The organism is Pseudoprevotella muciniphila (assembly GCF_003265305.2).
In the GTDB taxonomy this organism is placed as follows: Bacteria; Bacteroidota; Bacteroidia; order Bacteroidales; family Bacteroidaceae; genus Alloprevotella; species Alloprevotella muciniphila.
In genome coordinates this window covers 1,437,172-1,456,371 of the sequence record NZ_CP033459.1, presented here as the reverse complement: position 1 = coordinate 1,456,371, position 19,200 = coordinate 1,437,172, and the positions used below count along the sequence as shown (strand labels likewise).

The following is a 19,200-nucleotide window of genomic DNA, read 5'->3' as shown; positions in this document are numbered from 1 at the left end:
AAATCGTCTTTCCGATGATCACACAAGACGCCCGCGTCTCCATCCCTCCCCATATATGAGAGAGACGCCCACGCAGGAGCCTTGCGACAGACCACCGCTAAGTCATACATCACGGCACGCCTGCAATTCCTACGACAAGGGGATGCAGGCGTGCCGTTGCTCTATAAAACTGAAGAAAACGATAAAAATATAACAATTATGAACAAAACAAGACTTTACAACCTCATGCAGGCATTCTTACTGACAGTGCTCGCGGCGGCTCTGCCCTCGGCGGCATGGGCGCAGTTCGGAGGTGGAAGCGGTACACAGTACAGTCCGTACATCATCTCCACCACCGACCACATGACGGAACTCGCCAACAATGTGAATGGCGGAAACGACTACAAGGAAGTTTTCTTCCGCCTGGACGCCGACCTCGACTACTCGGGAAAGACGTATCATGTGATAGGTTATGAAGAAAACAACGAAGAAGGATGGATATATGCTTTCCGAGGCAATTTCGACGGAAATGGACATACCATTAGCAACGTGACTATCGGTGCCAGTGGGCGAACTTCAGCTATCGGCTTGTTTGGTATCTTAGGCAATGGTGGAGTGGTCAAAAACCTGACGCTTGGCGGCACGAGTTCCATCAAAGGGCAAGCAAATGTAGGAGGAATTGCAGGCAAGGCGTTAGGAACAAAGATTTCTAAGGCTTATGTTCATAATTGTCATGTAGAGAGCGGTGTTACAATCGAGACGAAAGGTCCAGCGAATATTGAATGCATCGGTGGCATTGTGGGACTTGGCGATTTATGTGAGGTAAAAAGTTGCACCAACGCAGCCACAATAAAAGATAATTATAATAATTCGTATGCTGTAGGAGGTATAGCCGGCTGTTTACCGATAGGATGGATTGAAGATTGCGTAAATTCAGGATTTGTGTCGGGCTACCAGGCCATAGGCGGCATAGTGGGAAGGGCTGGATATGTAGGTAGTAGTAGTAGCAATGTATATCTAAGGAACAATGTCAACTTAGCCTCCGTAACGGGAAGTACTGATGTAGGAGGAGTTGTAGGATATAATAGAGCCACTTTGGTATTTACAGGCAATGCTGTGGGCGACAACTGCACCATCGGCGCGATGGGCGTGAATGGTTCGACGCAAGGCACCGACGAGGGCTACGCCGTGAAGCACATTTACTCCTGCAAATTTCCAAGTTCGTACGATGGAGGAACGTACATCACTTCGCCCTACTTTACCTTTGGCGGCAACGATTACTTCGTAGCGGGAGACTCCGTGGAGTTCTCCGAACTGCATACCTTCGGCAACACTGCCGCAGACAAGATGTGGCAGTTCGTGGCGTTCACAGCAGACAATGAGAAGTACACGCTGCTTTTAACTGACCACGGCACATGGGCGTTCACCATGCCCGCTAAGAACGTCGAGATCTATTCAACCATCGCCTCCAACATCACCTTGCGCACTTTCACGCTGTCCACGCAGACCCCCCTCGCCTTTACCGGAGAGAACGTGCGTCCAACGATTACTATCTGGGACAGCCGTGGCGCGAAATACCTCAAGGAAGGCACTGACTTCATCACCAACATTCCTGCAGAGGGCTACAAGGACTGCGGACGCTACCCCTTCACCATTTGGGGCATAAATGACTACGGCGGACGCATCGACACCGCCTTCGTCATCGCCATGCCTTGGCAGGGCAAAGGCACAATGGCAGAGCCTTACCTCATCTACACCACCGACGACTTCGATGCGCTATCCGCTCTGACCCACAAAGGCTACGACCAGAAAGGTGTGTATTTTGAGCAGATGGCTACACTGGACTACTCGGGCAAGACTTTCACACCGACCGGCGGTTTCAGCGGTGTCTTTACCAACTATACTACAAGTGTCTTTACGGGCGTGAACATCAGTGGTGATGTAAGACATGCCGCCCTCTTCGGCTATGTAGGGAATGAAGGTGCAGTGCGCAATGTGTATCTTGAGAACAGTTCCTTCTCGAGCACCAGGGGTGATGCCCGCATAGGAGGCATTGCAGGCACAAACTTCGGTGAAGTGTCGGGTTGCCGCGCCGGTAGCGGTGTTTCCTTGCGCGGTACCAGAGCAGGTGGCTTTGTCAGTGAGAATCAAGGTTCGGTTTCGGGCTGCGAGTTCAGCGGCACGCTGGGTTATAACGATGTGACTAATGCTGTCACGTTGGGCGGCATCGTGGGTAATAACCTTGCCGGCGATGTTCAAGGCACATTCTTCGGCACCATCTCAGCATCTGCTGCCACGAACAGTAAAATTGGTGGCATCGTGGGTAGCAATGGTGCAAACACTTCGGGTGCTAACTTCGGCAATATGAAGGTGGGCGGCACGGGCAACATCGTGGGCGGCATCGTGGGTCTGAACCAAGCCGGCCGTTCTGTCGTACAACACAGTGTTTCCGACTGCCTGATGAAACAGGTCAGCGGCACGGGCAACATCGGCGGTATAGTAGGTCTGAACGGTAAATCCCAGTCAGGTATTATCACAAACTGTTACTACATCGGTGCCTGCAAGTACAGCGGTGTCAACAATGCTGACGTGGTGGGACAAGCCATGCGCGGCTGGCCCATCAGCACCAGCGATGCTATCTATTTCTCACCTATCCCTGACGCTTCGGACAACATCATCGGTACATACTACGATGACGGCACGAACAACTACTACTATGTGGGTGCAGGCGAAACACTGCGCTTCGTGCTCTACGGCGGTATCAACTACACCGCCAACGGCACATCGCTCGCTGTGGCTGGTCATGACGATGACTACGGTGAAGACTACTACGAACTGACCATGCCCGCCAAGGCGGTGTACATCGCGCCAGTCGGTCTCACACTCACGCTTTATGACAAGATGGTCAATTTCGACAACGCAGGCTATATTGCCGCAGCAGACGGCGAGCAGCGCGACGTAATCATAGATGGCCGCACGTTCTACAAGGACGGCGAGTGGAACACGCTCTGCCTGCCATTCGCCATTGACGACCTCACGGGCACTCCGCTCGAAGGTGCGACAATCATGGAACTCGACACTGACGGCATAAACGGTCTCGACCCTGCAACAGGTACGTTGCACCTGACGTTCAAGGACACGACAGCCATAGCGGCAGGCAAGCCCTACATCATCAAGTGGACAAGCGGAACGGACATTACCGACCCTGTCTTCAAAGGCGTAACCGTCAACGCGGCACAACCCGCAGAAGTAACGGCACAAAGTGCCGGCTACGGGGCTGTAACCTTCAAGGGCACATACATGTTCCCATGGGTAAGCGCCTACGACAAGACACAACTCTTCCTCACAACCGGCGACAAACTCGTCTATCCGACCGAAGAACGCCGCCTGCTGCCATTCCGTGCATGGTTCGTTGTGGACGAGAGCATAGCAAACAACGTGCGCGGCTTCAGCCTCGACTTTGATAACGGCAATCCATCCATCACAGGTATTGGAGCTACGAACGTTGCGCCTTCCGCAACCCCTTCTGCCATCTATGACCTCCAGGGTCGCCGTGTGGCACAGCCTCAGAAGGGTGGTATCTATATCATCAACGGAAAGAAAGTGGTCTATTAACCCTATAATACAATTCAGCCATGACAAAGAAAACATATATATCCCCGGAGATTTTCACAACAGTGTGCATTCCTGCAAACATTATGGCAGTCAGCAACGTCAACAGCAACACCGGCATCAGTGGCGGCGGCGGTGCGGGCAGCGGTGTGCCCCAGCGCAGCCGTGGAACCGGCGACTGGTTCGGAAAAGACTTCTCGCCCTTTGGCGACAACACATCCACAGACGAAAGTTTTGCGTCTTTTGGAGATGAATGATTCAAGTTTCGCAAGTTGTCAGATATTTTTTATCTTCAAGAATTTGTGAATTAAAGAATTTATTTCACTACATGATTATATAAAACGTCATGAATAGAAGAAGTTGATTGTACAGAGAATAATAATTCTCAAATTCTTAAATTCTTGAGAAAGAGTCACTTCATAAAGTTGAATTAAACAAAAAGCCCAAGTGGGCGGAAAAGATTACAGGCAGGGGGTTCGCGTAATGAACGTTGTTCATGAAGCGAAGCCTCTGCTTGTAGTCTTGTCGGAAGTATATCAAGACGAATGGTGTGTGCTGTCCAAGTCAGGAAACATAAGCGCTGAAGGCGCTTTACTTTAACAATGCGCCACCCGTGCCACCAACAACAAATCTCACGAACAGTTCAAAAATAGATATTTTATCTTTTCTTTTTCAATAATAATATGTAAATTTGCAGACAAATCGTCTTCCCGATGATCACACAAGACGCCCGCGTCTCCATCCCTCCCCGTATATGAGAGAGACGCCCACGCAGGAGCCTTGCGACAGACCACCGCTAAGTCATACATCACGGCACGCCTGCAATTCCTACGACAAGGGGATGCAGGCGTGCCGTTAATTTATAAACATCTTGCGGATTTTAGGTAAACAGAAAAAAACAATAAAAAATAACGATTATGGACATGACAAGACTACACAACCTTATGCGAACACTGATACTGACAGTGCTCGCGGCGGCTCTGCCCTCGGCGGCATGGGCGCAGTTCGGCGGCGGATCTGGAAGGGCGGAAAGCCCCTACATCATCTCCACCACCGACCACATGGACTACCTGGCAACGCAAGTGAATGCCGGCTATACTTATAGAAATAAATACTTCCTCCTTGCCAACGACCTTGACTACGCGGGCAAGACTTACAATGTGATAGGTCGTTATGTTAAAATGGAAACGGGTGGGGCTTCTTATTATTTCCAAGGCATCTTTGATGGAGGAGGACATACCATTCGCAACGTGACTATCGATGCCGGTGCGGGATCATGGGCTGATGACAATGCCTACATCGCCTTATTTGGCAACGTAGGCCCCAGCGCAGAAATCAAAAACCTAACACTTGGCGGCACGAGTACCTTCAAAGCGCGTAAGGACGTGGGAGGAATCGTGGGTTCTGCGGACGGAAGTGAGACTTCATGGATTTATATTGGTAATTGTCATGTGGAGAGCGGTGTCACAATTGAGCCGAGCGAGCCATATAACAATGAAAACATCGGCGGCATTGTGGGATGGGGCAATTGTTGCATAATTGAAAACTGCACAAGCGCAGCCACAGTGACAGCCCACGATGAACTTTCGCATTTTGTGGGAGGTATAGTCGGCAGAATATATGGGAAAGCAAGGATTGAAAATTGCGTCAATTCCGGATCTGTCTCGGGCAACTACGCTGTGGGAGGTATAGTGGGAAAAATCGATAATGGAAAAGGGACAGATTTAAATATAAAGAATAATGTCAACGTGGCCTCTGTGACGGGTAATCTATATGCAGGCGGCGTTGTAGGAATGCTTGATGGCAATGCGACTTTGACGGGAAATGCCGTGGGCGGCGCCTGTACCATCGGCGCGCTTGGCGTGGAAAATTCAACGCAAGGCACTGACACAGGCATCGACGTGACGCACCTCTACACGGTTCACTTCCTTAGTTATATTGACGGCGAGATAGCCTCACAGCCCACCAAGACCATCGGCGGCACAAACTACTATGCTGCAGGCACACCCATCACGCTCACCGGGCTCTACACCTCCGGCACACCTGTGGTTGACGGTTACAACAAGGGCACGATGTGGAACTTTCAGGCCTACATTGACGTCAACAACTACGTGGAAGTGATGCCGCAGGAAGACGGCACATGGAGGTTCACCATGCCGGCAGCCAACGTGTCCATCGTTTCTCAAGGCGTGAAGGACATCAGGTATGAAGACTCTCCCAACTACACGCGCGTCAAACTCACCCCCGCCTCCGCTTCCTACACAGGCACGAGTCAGAAACCCACGGTAGGCGTCACGTGCCGCTCAAGAGACCTGACCGAAGGCACGGACTTCGTCACCGACATCCCTGCGGAGGGCTTCAAGGAAGTGGGCAAGCACCCCTTCCGTATCTGGGGCATCGGCGCCTACGGCGGCCTGCGCACCGACACTTTCGTCATAGAACGTGCACCGCTCACCAATCTCACGCTGAACGAAACGTCAGTCTATCACGACGGTGCGGCACATAAGCCTGCACTCACCGTGAAGGCGGGCAATAAGACACTTGCCGTAGGCACGGAATACCAGACCGACCTGCCTAACCAGGGCTTCACGGACTTAGGCGTCTATACCATCAAGGTATGGGGCGTGGGCAACTACACCGACACGCTCACCGCCACCTACACCGTCTGCCATCCGTGGGAAGGCATGGGTACATACAACGAGCCCTTCCTCATCAAGACCACGGACGACATGAACCGCCTTGCCACACTCGTGAACGGCGGCAAGACCTACGAGGGCGTTTACTTCCGCCAGGTCAACGATCTCGACTTCACGGGCAAGACCTATACACCTGTAGGAAATGCCGACAACAGGCCTTTCCAGGGTACATACAACGGCGACTTCCGCACTATGACCGGCATCAACGTGAGCGGAGGCAACTATGTAGGTGTGTTCGGCCATGTAGGGAGTCAAGGCACCGTCCGCCACGTCTCACTCACAGGCACCAACAGTTTCAGCGGAGATTATGTGGCTGGCAGCATTGCGGGCAGGAATTCCGGCACCATTGAATGGTGCAATATGCAGACAGGTGCCAATGTCAGCGTAAGTGCAGCCGACTTCGGTGGCGGCATCGTGGGTGCTAATTACGGCACCATTAACGTTTCCGACAACCGTGCAAACGTAACAGCCAAATGCGCCGGCGGCATTGCAGGCCTCAATTCGAATAACGGGACGATAAACGGAATGAATTATGCCACCATTACAGGCTATGCTTATTGTGGCGGCATCGTGGGTGAGAACGAAAGTGGAACTATTTCCGGCCAACACTTAGGAAGTGTGAACTGCACGAACAGTTACGGTCATTGCGGTGGTATCGTAGGAGACAACTTTGCTGAGGGTATTGTGGAATACAGCCTCAGCAACGACCTGATGACGGCAGTGGTGGTAGGCACCAGCAAGGGCGCCATCGCCGGACGGAACGATGGCACCCTGACAAGCAACTACTACATCGGTAACTGTAAGTTCAAAGGCTTAGGCAACGAAAACAACGACGTTAGCACCGACGTGACAACCCAGGCCATGCGCGGCTGGCCCATCAGCACCAGCGATGCTATCTATTTCTCACCTATCCCTGACGCTTCGGACAACATCGTCGGTACATACTACGATGACGGCACGAACAACTACTACTATGTGGGTGCAGGCGAAACACTGCGCTTCGTGCTCTACGGCGGTATCAACTACACTGCCAACGGCACACCGCTCGCTGTGGCTGGTTATGACGATAACTACGGTGACGACTACTACGAACTGACCATGACTGCCGCGCCGGTGCACATCGCGCCAGTCGGTCTCACACTCACGCTTTATGACAAGATGGTCAATTTAGACAACGCAGGCTATATTGCCGCAGCAGACGGCGAGCAGCGCGACGTAACGATTGATGGCCGCACGCTCTACAAGGACGGCGAGTGGAACACGCTCTGCCTGCCATTCGCCATTGACGACCTCACGGGCACTCCGCTCGAAGGTGCGACAATCATGGAACTCGACACTGACGGCACAAACGGTCTCGACCCTGCAACAGGTACGCTGCACCTGACGTTCAAGGACACAACAGCCATAGCGGCAGGCAAGCCCTACATCATCAAGTGGACAAGCGGAACGGACATTACCGACCCTGTCTTCAAAGGCGTAACCGTCAACGCGGCACAACCCGCAGAAGTAACGGCACAAAGTGCCGGCTACGGGGCTGTAACCTTCAAGGGCACATACATGTTCCCATGGGTAAGCGCCTACGACAAGACACAACTCTTCCTCACGACCGGCGACAAACTCGTCTATCCGACCGAAGAACGCCGCCTGATGCCATTCCGTGCATGGTTCGTTGTGGACGGGAGCATAGCAAACAACGTGCGCGGCTTCAGCCTCGACTTTGATAACGGCAACCAGTCTGTAACAGGCATTAACGGTGCTGAACCCTTGAAGGGCGATACCAAGCAGTCTGCCATCTATGACCTCCAGGGTCGCCGTGTGGCACAGCCTCAGAAGGGTGGTATCTATATCATCAACGGAAAGAAAGTGGTCTATTAACCCTATAATACAATTCAGCCATGACAAAGAAAACATATATATCCCCGGAGATTTTCACAACAGTGTGCATTCCTGCAAACATTATGGCAGTCAGCAACGTCAACAGCAACACCGGCATCAGTGGCGGCGGCGGTGCGGGCAGCGGTGTGCCCCAGCGCAGTCGTGGTCTTGAACTCTGGTCATCATCTGACATGTGGGGCGTAAACGACGACAACGACTAACAGTATCCAAAAAAACCACGTTTACTACACCTAATTGAAAGTGTATCAAAATTGAAGGAGTCGCCTGAAGGCGAGAAATCTTGCTCAAATTAAACATTATCGTCTGAAAATCGATTTGTCAGATTTGAACAGATTTGTAGTATTTCTGCGCGATAGCGCACTCCATTCGTTCTGATACACTTTCTTTATGTGTGAAAGAAGAACAACATTCTTCAGAAAGATATTTTTTGTATTTTTGCAATATGAACAAGGTGCTTTACGTACATGGTTTTGCTTCTTCCGGTGCATCGGGCACCGTGAAGTGGCTGCGCGACCATTTGCAGGGTACTACAGTGGTTGCCCCTGATATTCCTACCGAGCCACTCAAGGCGATAGAATTGCTCCGCCGTGTGGCAGCGGACGAACAACCCGACCTTGTCATCGGCACTTCTATGGGCGGTATGCTGGCAGAGCAGTTGCACGGTTTCGACCGCATTCTGGTCAATCCTGCCTTTGAGATAGCCGAAACACTGCGCACCAACATCGGTCTTGGCATGCACACCTTCTTCAACGCGCGGCAGGACGGACAGAAGGAATTCCTTGTTACGAAGAAAACGCTCGAAGCCTTCCGCGAAGTAACAAGCCATTGTTTCGAGAAAACGGACGAGGAGGAGCAGGAAAGGGTATATGGGCTTTTCGGCACGGACGACGACCTCGTACACACCTACCCCCTCTTCTGCCGGCACTACCGTCATGCCATCCGCTTCAAGGGTGGGCACCGCCTCGACGACCATGTCCGCACACATGCCCTGATGCCCGTGGTGCGGTGGATAGACGACAGACAGCAAGGGCGACAGCGACCTATTCTCTACATCGCCCTCGACGGAGCCTTGCGCAAGGCGGACGGCAAACCGCTGGGCAGCAGTGTGAATGCCTTTGAGCAGTTAGCCGCCATTTACGACGTCCGCGTCGTGGCATCCTGCCCTTGGATTTCGCCCGAGAAGATGCAGGCAGACAGGCTGTGGGTGGAAGACTATCTCGGTGTGCCTGCCTACGACAGACTGGTCTTCTGCAACCATGCCCATCTCCTCTACGGCGACTATTATATCACGCCTGCACCCGACCCGCGTTTCCTCGGCACCTCGCTGACCTACGGCGACGATACGTTCCGCACATGGGAGGACGTGCTGACCTACTTTGAACGCCTCGGCGGACAATGACGCCACATACCATAACGACCACTCATTAAAATAAATGCAAAGACTTCTCCTCTCCGTATTCTGCATCATGCTCGCCATCTCCGCTTCTGCCCTGCGCAACCCGAAGGTGGTAGCAGACATGCTCAACCGCATCGGCGGCAACGGCGCGGCGGAGCGGTTTGAAACAGAAGTGGATGCCGCGCTTGCAGGAGATGATGCAAAGGAAGTCTTTGTGATAGGTGCAGAGCATGGCAAGCCTAAAATCAGCGGGTCGTCCATCCTTGCCTTAACGACGGGTATCAATTGGTACCTCAACCACTATGCCCACATCCAACTGACGTGGCACAACATGAAGGTGAACCTCACGAAAGCCTCCCTGCCTGTGCCGCAGAAAGAAGAACGCCACGTCTCTACTGCCGACTACAGATACTACCTCAACTACTGCACTTTCTCCTACTCCATGGCATTCTGGTCGTGGGAGCGCTGGCAGCAGGAAATCGACTGGATGGCTCTTCACGGCATCAATATGCCACTCGCCATCGTGGGTGCAGAGGTGGTGTGGCAGAAAGTGCTGCAAAGCCTGGGCTACAACGAGGAAGAAATCAACAGGTTCGTAGCGGGACCGGCCTTTATGGCGTGGTTCATGATGGGTAACCTCGAGGGTTGGGGCGGACCGAACCGCCCATGGTGGTACGCACGGCAGGAACGCCTCGGCAAGCAGATCTTGGAGCGTGAGCGGGAGTTCGGCATGGAACCGGTATTGCCCGGCTATTCGGGCATGGTGCCGCACGATTATTTCGAGCGTATGGGGCTGCCCAAACAAAAATCCGGGCAATGGCACAGATTCCAGCGCCCGGGACTGCTCGTACCCACCGACAGCAAATTCGCCGAGATGGCAGCACTCTACTATGAGAAACTGGCTGAGGTGATGGGCACGTCCGGATACTACAGCATGGACCTCTTCCATGAAGGCGGTACTACGGTTGGCATCGACCTGAAAGCGGCTTTCTCGGGGGCATACCAAGCCATGCAAAAAGCCGTGCCCGGCAGCAAATGGGTCATTCAGGCCTGGGGCGACAATCCGCGCCACGAATGCCTCGAAAGCGTACCCAAGGGCGGACTGATCGTCCTCGACCTCTTCAGCGACGGCAGACCCAACTGGCAGAGCGGTTACGAGGGGCATGAGTTCGTTTATTGCATGCTCAACAACTTCGGCGGTCGCAACGGCATACATGGCAGGCTCGACAGCACCATAACGCGCTACTATAACGCCCTTGCGCAGTATCCGCAAACGTGCAAGGGCGTAGGCGCCACACCCGAAGGCATAGAGACCAACCCTGTGCTCTACGAGGCATTGTTTGAATTACCTTGGGCAAAGATTCAGAGTCCAAGCGACTGGACGGACGAGATGGTCCTGTCGCGCTACGGCATGACGAACGACACCCTGCGCGAGGCGTGGCAGTTGCTGCGGAAAGGACCGCTCCACTGCAAGACGAGCCAGCAAGGTCCGTCGGAAGCCATACTCTGTGCCCGCCCGGGGCTGGAGGTGAAGTCCGTCTCCACGTGGGGCACCGGTGAGCAGTATTATGAGGTGCGCCATGTGCGTCGTGCTGCAGCACTACTCCTCTCGCAGCGCCAAAAACTGGCAGCCAATGCCAACTACCGGTACGACGTGGTGGACCTCGTCAGGCAGTCGCTCGTCAACGATATGGGCACCCTCCTCGAAATGGCAAACGCCTACTATTCCACACCCGTGGGCGATGACTTCAGGTCAACTGCCAAAAAGTTCCTCGATTATTTCGACGACATCAACACCTTGCTCAACAGCCACCCGGCATTCATGCTCGGCACATGGACGGGGAGCGCACGCAGCGTGGCAGCCAACAAGCCTGGCACTACTATCGATGATCAAAACTGGATGGAATGGAACGCCCGCATGCTCATCACCACGTGGGGCAACGAACAGAATTGCAATGCAGGGCGACTGTACGACTACAGCCACCGCACATGGGGCGGACTCGTCAAGGACTACTACAAACCGCGATGGCAGGACTTCTTCGGGCGGCTCATCAACGGCGAGACACCGCGCACCAACCACGAACTCTACGAAATGGAGAGCAAATGGGTCAACGACTTTTCCATCTCCTACCCCGACCGCCCATCAGGCAACCCCGTTATGGTGGCGCACCGCATATTTTCGAAGTATTATGGCTATGTGGAATGAAATGAATCATTACCTCCTAAAACAGAACTAAATACTACACTAACCTATTATAGACATCAAAACATTTGAACCATGAAAAAGCATACTTTTTTCTACATTTTTATTCTGATTTTCGCATTCCAAGCCACTGCTTCTGCTCAGGATTATTCGCTTTTTGGGCTGAAGGGCAAGGTGCGGACGGCTACTATGACGGACGATGAAGATAACACGAGAATAGAGATACAGTTTGATGAGAATGGGAAACTGACTTCCTATAATGGTTATTTGATTAACATTTCTTCTGATGATTGGACTCGGAGTGGGAATAGCATAACAGAAAAAGCATATTTTAGCGATTATTATTCCTACAAACCGATTTGTTCTGAGAGTCTCGAGTTACAAAACGTAGATGTAAAAAGTTCTTTACTTTTCAAAAAAGGGAAACTTTATTCAGAATCTATTTCACTAAATGGCGGACCGTATCAATGTCCAACTGGTACAGGTGTTTGTACATCAGAAACATGTACCTTTGAATATAATAAGAATCATGTAAAAAAAGATATTTTTGTATATAAAGAAGAATGGAGCGGCTATCAAGGGGGGATTTATGGTGGCCCATGGAAAGAACAGTCTACATGTAGCGACAATTACACATACACTTACACCCAGTTCGATAAATACGGTAATTGGACTGAGCGCAAGGATCAGAATGGAAATATCGAAAAGCAAAAGATAACATACGACGAAGAATGGTTGGAAGAACAGCATAGGGCAAATATCCTGCAGGAAGGCACGGCTGCAGAAGTTTATGAAATTGCATTAGACAGTGACAGCCCCGACTCAATCCGTCAGGCTGCCGCAGCGCGCTGGAGCGAGTTGCGACTTGAGGAACTTACCGCTTCGAAGAATATCAAAGGCTTGGAAGATTACATCAAGAACAGTTTCCCATCGGCAGAGCAAAAGGACAAGGCGAAAGCGCTGTGGAATGAAACCAAGATGGAACAATACAAAAACAGCGAAGACCTCTACGTTTTAGAAAACCTGCACAACAATCCTCTGACTTCCGAAGCCAACAAGAAGTCCATCCGCACGCGCTGGAACAACCTTTCGTGGCAAGAGGCGGCAAAGAAAAAGAGTGCCGATTTCTACGCATACATCAGCACATCGCCCATGGCATACGAAGAAGTGGCAAAGAATGGTTGGATCCAAATGTGCGAAATGAAATACAGAGAACTCATCGATGCACAGACCGACTTCACGAAAGTGGATCAGTACAGAAAACTGGCATACGATGTCAAAAACCGTACTTTCAACTATTCAGGAACAGGAAAGGCCGTGTTCGACGATGCCTACCAAAAGCGTATCAGCGAGAAGAAAGAGACTCTTCGGCAGAACAAGATAAACGAACTCCTGAAAGAATCCTTGCAAGCGATAGATGAACAAAGATATGCTAAGGGCTTGAATCTGGCAAAAGCCGTTTTAGAGATAGACAAAGACAACAAGACAGCCCAGAACCTCTGCTGTAAGGCAGACCACGGCATCCTGAGCGACAAGCTCAAAGCCAACACCGCCACTCCGAAGGACTGCAACGACTTCCTGCAGAAATACCCCAACAGCGAGTACAGTTACAACATTACCTCCGTCCTCAACGAAATGGTAGAAGAAAAGATGAAAGACTATAAGGTTCTTTCTTTGGGAGAATTAAAATCCTATACCGAGATGCCGCTCGATGAGAAACTTAAGAAAAAGGTGAACAAGAAGTACGAAAAGGTTGCGGAAAAGAGAGAAAAGGAGTACGAGAAAATGGTGAAGAAAAGCCAAAAGAGGTAAAAGAAATTATCCTCATATTTCGCAAGATTTTCATAACTTTGCCTTTTAAACGTTTAAGGGTGTATTAAAGCCCTTTAATGATAGGACAAAAGGAATGAGGATTATTGAATTGATAGCGCAGGAAGAACGCACCGCCTTTTCGTTTGAGGTGCTGCCGCCCATGAAAGGGACAGGGCTCGACCGGCTCAGGACTGTGGTGGACAAACTGCGCGAATTCGACCCGAAATATATTAACATTACCACGCATAGCGCAGAATATGTGTATGAGGAACGCGCTGATGGGCTGATGCAGCGTCACGCGGTGCGTCGCAGACCCGGAACGGTGGCTGTGGCGGCAGCATTGCAATATGAATACGGCATACCCGTAGTGCCGCATGTGCTCTGTCAGGGCTTTACGCGCGAGGAGACGGAATACGTGTTGCTCGACTTGCAGTTTCTTGGCATGACGAATATCCTCGCCATGCGTGGTGACAAGCCCAAGATGCCCAATCTCTCCAAGCCGCTGCAGGAGGGTGAGGTGAATGAACATGCTACCGACCTCATTGAGCAGATCAACGACTTCAACAACGGCCGTTTCATCGATGGTACGGCAATGAAAGAACAAGGTGTGCCGTTCAGTTACGGTGTGGCATGTTATCCCGAAAGGCATGAGGAAGCGCCGAACATGGAGAGCGACATGCATTGGTTCAAGCGGAAGGTGGAACTCGGTGCGGACTATGGTGTAACGCAACTCTTCTACAACAATGCCGCCTATTTCGATTTTGTCGGTCAGGTGCGCGCCATGGGTGTTGACGTTCCCATTATTCCTGGCATTAAGCCCTTCTCCAAACTCTCGCAACTCACGTCTATACCGAAGACCTTCCGGGTAGAGATGCCCGAAGCGTTGACGAAGGAGGCTTATAAGTGCAAAACTGATGAAGACGCCTATCATCTTGGAGTGGAGTGGGGTATAGCACAGTGTAAGGAACTCATTGCGCACGGTGTGCCCAGCATTCATTTCTATTCCATGGGTGCTGCGGAAAGCATCAGGGAGATAGCACGAGCGGTATATTGATGGGCTGTTCTATGAATTAGGGTTTAGTCTTATGATTAGTCTTGATGATTATTGGTTCTTTTGTGCATCTTTTGACCTAAGTCCTTGGTACATAGCACGCTACGCACCTGTGAACATAAATCAAAATCTACACTAAAATAACTCAAAAATCATTCAAACCTAATTTATAGAACATCCCTTGATTTAGCAGACGATAACAATCAGCGACATGAAGTTTTCAGAAGTCATCGGACAGGAAGAAGTGAAAGATCAATTGCTCAAGCAACTACGCACGGGAAACATACCTCATGCGCAGTTGTTTCACGGACCTGAGGGCGTGGGCAAACTGCCCATGGCATTGGCATACGCTTCGGCACTTCTCTGCACCAATCCTCAGAATGGAGAAGCCTGCGGGACATGCACGGCATGCAAGATGACCAATAAACTCCAGCACCCCGACCTCCATTTCGTCTTTCCTATTCATCAGAGCAAGAAATTCAGTGACAACTTTATCTCACAATGGCGCGAGCAGATAGAAGAAACACCCTATTTCGCAATGACCGACTGGCAGGAGAGACTGAATGTGGAAAATCAGCAGGTACACATCTTCGTGGCTGAGAGCGACCGGATACTCCGCAAAATCAGCCTGACTTCGCAGCAGGGCGGCTATAAGGTAATGATTATATGGCAGGCGGACCTGATGAATGTGGAAACTGCCAATAAACTCCTGAAAATACTTGAGGAGCCCACTCCGCAGACGGCATTTATCCTCATTTCCAACCATCCCGACCGCCTCTTGCCCACCATTCTGAGCCGCACGCGCCGCATGGAATTCCGTCCGCTCACAGAGGGCGAAATCTCCACCGCCCTCCGGCAGCGCAATGCGTTGCAGCCCGATGATGCCGCCATCATAGCACATCAGTCGGCAGGGAGTTATGTCAGGGCATTGCAGCAGATACATATCAGCGAGGAGAACGAGACCTTCTTCGATTTCTTCGTCATGCTCATGCGCCTGGGCTACGGCAGGAAAGTGAGAGACCTCTCGCAGTGGACAGACAGAGTGGCAGAGTGGGGCAGGGAAAGACAAAAGCGATTTCTTGCCTATGCCCAGAACCTCGTGCGCGAAAACTTTATCTACAACTTCCGTGAGCAGGAACTCATCTACATGTCGAAGAAAGAAAGCGAATTTGCGAAGAACTTTTCCAGATTTGTCAACGAAAGAAACGTCTATGGCATGATGGACGAACTCGCCGATGCAGAACGTGACATATCAAGTAACGGGAACGCAAAGATTGTGTTCTTCGACCTTGCGTTAAAAATAATTATGCTTATAAAGAAATAAGTAACAACATTATGAAAGATTTTCAGACCTGCGACAGCCTCAGAGGCATCAGTTGTAACGGATGCGGCAGGCAGGACAAGCAGTTGAATACATACGACTACATGGCTGACGTGCCGGGCAACAACGACACGACAGACCTCGTGGAGGTGCAATTCAAGAACACCCGCAAGGCGTATTTCCACAACGAGAACAACCTCGATCTTGTCAAGGGCGACCTCGTGGCTGTGGAAGCCAGTCCCGGGCACGATGTAGGTGTCGTTACGCTTACGGGCTCGCTCGTGCCCTTGCAGATGAAGAAAGCATCGCTCAGACCCAACACGGAAATCCGGCGCATATACCGCAAGGCGCGTCAGATGGACCTTGATAAGTATGAAGAGTCGAAAGGCCTTGAGCAGGACACCATGATTCAGGCGCGCCAGATAGCCAAGGACCTCGGGTTGCAGATGAAGATTGGCGACGTGGAATATCAGGCGGACGGGCAGAAAGCCATTTTCTACTTCATAGCCGACGGACGTGTGGATTTCCGCGAACTCATCAAGGTATTCGCCGAGACCTTCCGTGTAAGAATAGAGATGAAGCAGATTGGTGCTAGGCAGGAAGCAGGACGCATCGGAGGTATAGGACCTTGTGGCAGGGAACTCTGCTGCGCTACGTGGATGAAGAACTTCAACAGCGTATCTACAGCCGCCGCACGCTTTCAGGACATCTCGCCCAACCCGCAGAAACTCGCAGGGCAATGCGCAAAACTCAAGTGCTGTCTCAACTATGAAGTGGACCAGTATATGGAGGCGCAGCGCATGTTACCGGCAAAAGACATACAACTCGAAACAGCAGACGCCACTTATTACCTCTTCAAGGCGGACATCCTCTCGGGTATGGTTACCTATAGCACCGACCGTCGCATGGCAGTGAACCTCGTTACCATTCCGCGCGAAAGGGCTCTGGAGATTATAGCACTCAACAAGAACGGACAAAAGCCCATCCACCTCGAAGCAGACGGACCGGTAGAACCCGCCAGGTCCACCGACCTCGTGGAGCAGGAAAGTCTCACACGCTTTGACAAGTCGAAAAAGAAGAAAAACAAGAACAAAAAGCGTCGCCAAAATCAGCAGCGAGGCGCAATGAACGGACCGAACAACTGACAATAAAACAGAAAGATACAGCGTGAAGAAAGGAGCAACCATTGCAGCAACAATCATCTTCATCCTCACCGCATGCACACGCATGCCGGTTTACCACCAGTACCGTTCCACCCCCATAGGAGGCTGGAAACGGGCGGACACGCTGTGCTTCGACATAGATACAATCCGGAAAACACAAACCTGCCAACTCAGCGTAGGGCTCCGCACCAGCACGGCAGAGGAATATCCCTTCCTCGACATCTACCTCGTCGTGGAACAGGAATGGAAGAAGGACAGTGCCACCGTGCTTCTTCAGGACACCATAAAATACGAGGTAACCAACAACGAAGGCGATGCGCAAGGCGACGGCATCATGCTCCGGCAACTCACCACCACCATCCCCAAAACCTTTACCTACCAAAAAGGCGCAACAGGAAAAATAAAGATCCGCCACGCCATGAACCCCGAAAAAGTAACAGGCATAGCCGACGTCGGTGTCGAGATTTTGCCTGTGGAGTAGTATAAAACCTTTTTTTTCTTTTACAAACGAATACGCACGAACTATTCGCAATTATCGATGTAATATTAGGCATTCAATCTTTTCAGGGAGTGTTCTGTAAATTATGCTTATATGTTTTTTGAGTTATTTTGGTGTAGATTTTGGGCTTAAGTCCCTTTTTGTCGCTTAAGCCGAATTTAGTTAAATCTTGTCATATACTTTTTGAAAGTTTATTCAGATATTCGTTTTTATAGGCATACAGACTACTTTGTTCATTTACTCCCACAAAACATATACTATCTGCCATTTCGCATACATATCTGTTCCTGACCATTGCCGTTGCCTTGGACTGGTGGGGGGCATTACTGACAGAGATTATCAGCAGACGGTTTTGCGCCAACGGTTCTTTCAATCTATCGGGGACATTCCGATACATCCGCCGAGCCAGTACAAGAATGATTGGCTAACAACCTTTCAGCAGGAAGTGAAGCACGTCTTGTTCCAACTTGCTACTTAAGCCGCTGACAACACACTCCCCTTGATTGCGCATCTCCGTTGCCCAGTCATAGCACCGTAGCACCGTCTCCGGCGAGATGGTGCTTGATGCCAAGAAACCCGCCTTTTTCAGTTTCAGCAGTTCCCGATTGCCAAGATACTCCACTCCCAACATTTGGTATTTTTTCCATCAATCGTTATTCCTGTTCATAATAGTACGAATAGTCAATGCCTTTCATGAAGATTTCGCGGTCATCAATCTTGTCTGTCAGGGCACCTTTCAGCAACTCGTGAATACGACAGCTGTCAGTATGGCTTGCAATCATGGCATCAAGGTAGTCTTTCTTGTCTATCTTGCTCCAGTCCACGCACATCTTCATACGCTTTTTGAATATCATGTCGAGCCAGATACGTGTCGCTCGCCCGTTACCTTCCATAAAAGGATGAGCAGCATTCATCTCCACATATTTTTCTACAATCTCATCGAATGTAGTTTCTGGCATTGCCTCAACAATCTTCAGATAATTGTGCAGATGTTCTGCCAAGCAGAACAGGGTATTGCCCTTTGCGATTGTTTTCGTACGGATCTTGCCAGCAAAATCGTAGAGCCCACCAAAGAGGTATGCATGGATCTGTTGCAGCGACTTCACCTTGCCCACGTCTTTGTCTGCCACCAGATTACTTTCCCATAGCGTATATGCTTTCTTCCGGCTCTGCCCGTCAATGGTGTTGTCGCTGTAGGTAAACCAGTTAAGAAAGGCCATTGCCTGTTGGTTCCGGATGGCTTTTGCCAATTTATCCACGCCAGCCTGACTGATGACGTCTGTTCGGTATTTCTTTCCGTCAGATGCTGTCAGTTTCAGTTGGGTAGTGTTACTAACCACCTCGCTCTGTTCTTTCCGTAACTTGGACTTCAGATACTTCCAGTAGTTGCGGTTTTTCTCATGGTCATCTTGTTCGTTGATTGACCCCAATATGTCAAGAACCGAGAACCACCAATGATTGTTCTCTTCGTCCCAAACAGCACGTACCTTATGGTCTTTATAAAACCGAATTGATATCTTACTCATATCGTTTCTCTTTTCTTCTGTTTAAAACCATCACATTTCGAGTTGC

At 50.8% G+C, this 19,200-nt stretch carries 13 protein-coding genes; 11 read left to right on the top strand and 2 right to left on the bottom strand.

Annotation, left to right across the window (positions count from 1 at the left end; translation table 11 throughout):
- The first annotated feature begins 198 nt into the window (after window positions 1-198).
- From C7Y71_RS05885 to C7Y71_RS05835, 11 genes are all read left to right on the top strand, one after another.
- Entirely contained in the window at window positions 199-3,594 is a 3,396-nt protein-coding gene (locus C7Y71_RS05885; protein ID WP_146739484.1) for a hypothetical protein, read from the top strand.
- 20 nt (window positions 3,595-3,614) lie between these two features.
- Complete coding sequence (locus tag C7Y71_RS05880) at window positions 3,615-3,848, top strand: hypothetical protein (protein ID WP_151908887.1); 234 nt, start codon at window positions 3,615-3,617, stop codon at window positions 3,846-3,848.
- A 666-nt stretch (window positions 3,849-4,514) separates the two neighbouring features.
- Entirely contained in the window at window positions 4,515-8,162 is a 3,648-nt protein-coding gene (locus C7Y71_RS05875) for a GLUG motif-containing protein (protein ID WP_151908886.1), read from the top strand.
- Between the two features lie 20 nt (window positions 8,163-8,182).
- Window positions 8,183-8,383, top strand: a complete 201-nt coding sequence (locus C7Y71_RS05870; protein ID WP_151908885.1) for a hypothetical protein — start codon at window positions 8,183-8,185, stop codon at window positions 8,381-8,383.
- Between the two features lie 242 nt (window positions 8,384-8,625).
- The gene (locus C7Y71_RS05865; protein WP_111899374.1) at window positions 8,626-9,582 is read left to right on the top strand and encodes a YqiA/YcfP family alpha/beta fold hydrolase; all 957 of its coding nucleotides are present in this window, start codon (window positions 8,626-8,628) and stop codon (window positions 9,580-9,582) included.
- A 34-nt stretch (window positions 9,583-9,616) separates the two neighbouring features.
- Window positions 9,617-11,785 carry an alpha-N-acetylglucosaminidase gene (locus C7Y71_RS05860; RefSeq protein WP_111899375.1) on the top strand — a complete coding sequence of 723 codons (2,169 nt, stop codon included), beginning with the start codon at window positions 9,617-9,619 and terminating at the stop codon, window positions 11,783-11,785.
- Between the two features lie 72 nt (window positions 11,786-11,857).
- Window positions 11,858-13,594: a hypothetical protein gene (locus tag C7Y71_RS05855; protein ID WP_111899376.1), complete on the top strand. Its 1,737-nt coding sequence runs from the start codon at window positions 11,858-11,860 to the stop codon at window positions 13,592-13,594.
- Between the two features lie 94 nt (window positions 13,595-13,688).
- Window positions 13,689-14,648: a methylenetetrahydrofolate reductase [NAD(P)H] gene (metF, locus tag C7Y71_RS05850; RefSeq protein WP_111899377.1), complete on the top strand. Its 960-nt coding sequence runs from the start codon at window positions 13,689-13,691 to the stop codon at window positions 14,646-14,648.
- Window positions 14,649-14,856: 208 nt separating this feature from the next.
- The gene (holB, locus tag C7Y71_RS05845; RefSeq protein WP_111899378.1) at window positions 14,857-15,969 is read left to right on the top strand and encodes a DNA polymerase III subunit delta'; all 1,113 of its coding nucleotides are present in this window, start codon (window positions 14,857-14,859) and stop codon (window positions 15,967-15,969) included.
- Between the two features lie 11 nt (window positions 15,970-15,980).
- Window positions 15,981-17,111, top strand: coding sequence for a PSP1 domain-containing protein (locus tag C7Y71_RS05840; RefSeq protein WP_111899379.1), 1,131 nt, complete (start codon window positions 15,981-15,983; stop codon window positions 17,109-17,111).
- Window positions 17,112-17,133: 22 nt separating this feature from the next.
- Window positions 17,134-17,610, top strand: coding sequence for a gliding motility lipoprotein GldH (locus C7Y71_RS05835; RefSeq protein WP_111899380.1), 477 nt, complete (start codon window positions 17,134-17,136; stop codon window positions 17,608-17,610).
- Between the two features lie 442 nt (window positions 17,611-18,052).
- Here C7Y71_RS05835 and C7Y71_RS11995 read toward each other — a convergent pair whose 3' ends face one another.
- A complete protein-coding gene (locus tag C7Y71_RS11995) occupies window positions 18,053-18,259 on the bottom strand; it encodes a hypothetical protein (RefSeq protein ID WP_226943581.1) in 207 nt (68 codons plus the stop codon).
- 22 nt (window positions 18,260-18,281) lie between these two features.
- On the bottom strand, window positions 18,282-19,154 hold the full coding sequence (fic, locus tag C7Y71_RS05825) for a protein adenylyltransferase Fic (protein WP_111899381.1): 873 nt from the start codon (window positions 19,152-19,154) through the stop codon (window positions 18,282-18,284).
- Between the last annotated feature and the right edge of the window lie 46 nt (window positions 19,155-19,200).

Excerpts from the sequence above, each read along its gene's own strand:
- fic (WP_111899381.1), bottom strand. The coding sequence starts at position 19,154 with ATGAGTAAGATATCAATTCGGTTTTATAAAGACCATAAGGTACGTGCT.
- C7Y71_RS05875 (WP_151908886.1), top strand. The coding sequence starts at position 4,515 with ATGACAAGACTACACAACCTTATGCGAACACTGATACTGACAGTGCTC.
- C7Y71_RS05880 (WP_151908887.1), top strand. The coding sequence starts at position 3,615 with ATGACAAAGAAAACATATATATCCCCGGAGATTTTCACAACAGTGTGC.
- holB (WP_111899378.1), top strand. The coding sequence starts at position 14,857 with ATGAAGTTTTCAGAAGTCATCGGACAGGAAGAAGTGAAAGATCAATTG.
- C7Y71_RS05855 (WP_111899376.1), top strand. The coding sequence starts at position 11,858 with ATGAAAAAGCATACTTTTTTCTACATTTTTATTCTGATTTTCGCATTC.
- metF (WP_111899377.1), top strand. The coding sequence starts at position 13,689 with ATGAGGATTATTGAATTGATAGCGCAGGAAGAACGCACCGCCTTTTCG.
- C7Y71_RS11995 (WP_226943581.1), bottom strand. The coding sequence starts at position 18,259 with ATGTTGGGAGTGGAGTATCTTGGCAATCGGGAACTGCTGAAACTGAAA.
- C7Y71_RS05840 (WP_111899379.1), top strand. The coding sequence starts at position 15,981 with ATGAAAGATTTTCAGACCTGCGACAGCCTCAGAGGCATCAGTTGTAAC.
- C7Y71_RS05865 (WP_111899374.1), top strand. The coding sequence starts at position 8,626 with ATGAACAAGGTGCTTTACGTACATGGTTTTGCTTCTTCCGGTGCATCG.
- C7Y71_RS05885 (WP_146739484.1), top strand. The coding sequence starts at position 199 with ATGAACAAAACAAGACTTTACAACCTCATGCAGGCATTCTTACTGACA.
- C7Y71_RS05860 (WP_111899375.1), top strand. The coding sequence starts at position 9,617 with ATGCAAAGACTTCTCCTCTCCGTATTCTGCATCATGCTCGCCATCTCC.
- C7Y71_RS05870 (WP_151908885.1), top strand. The coding sequence starts at position 8,183 with ATGACAAAGAAAACATATATATCCCCGGAGATTTTCACAACAGTGTGC.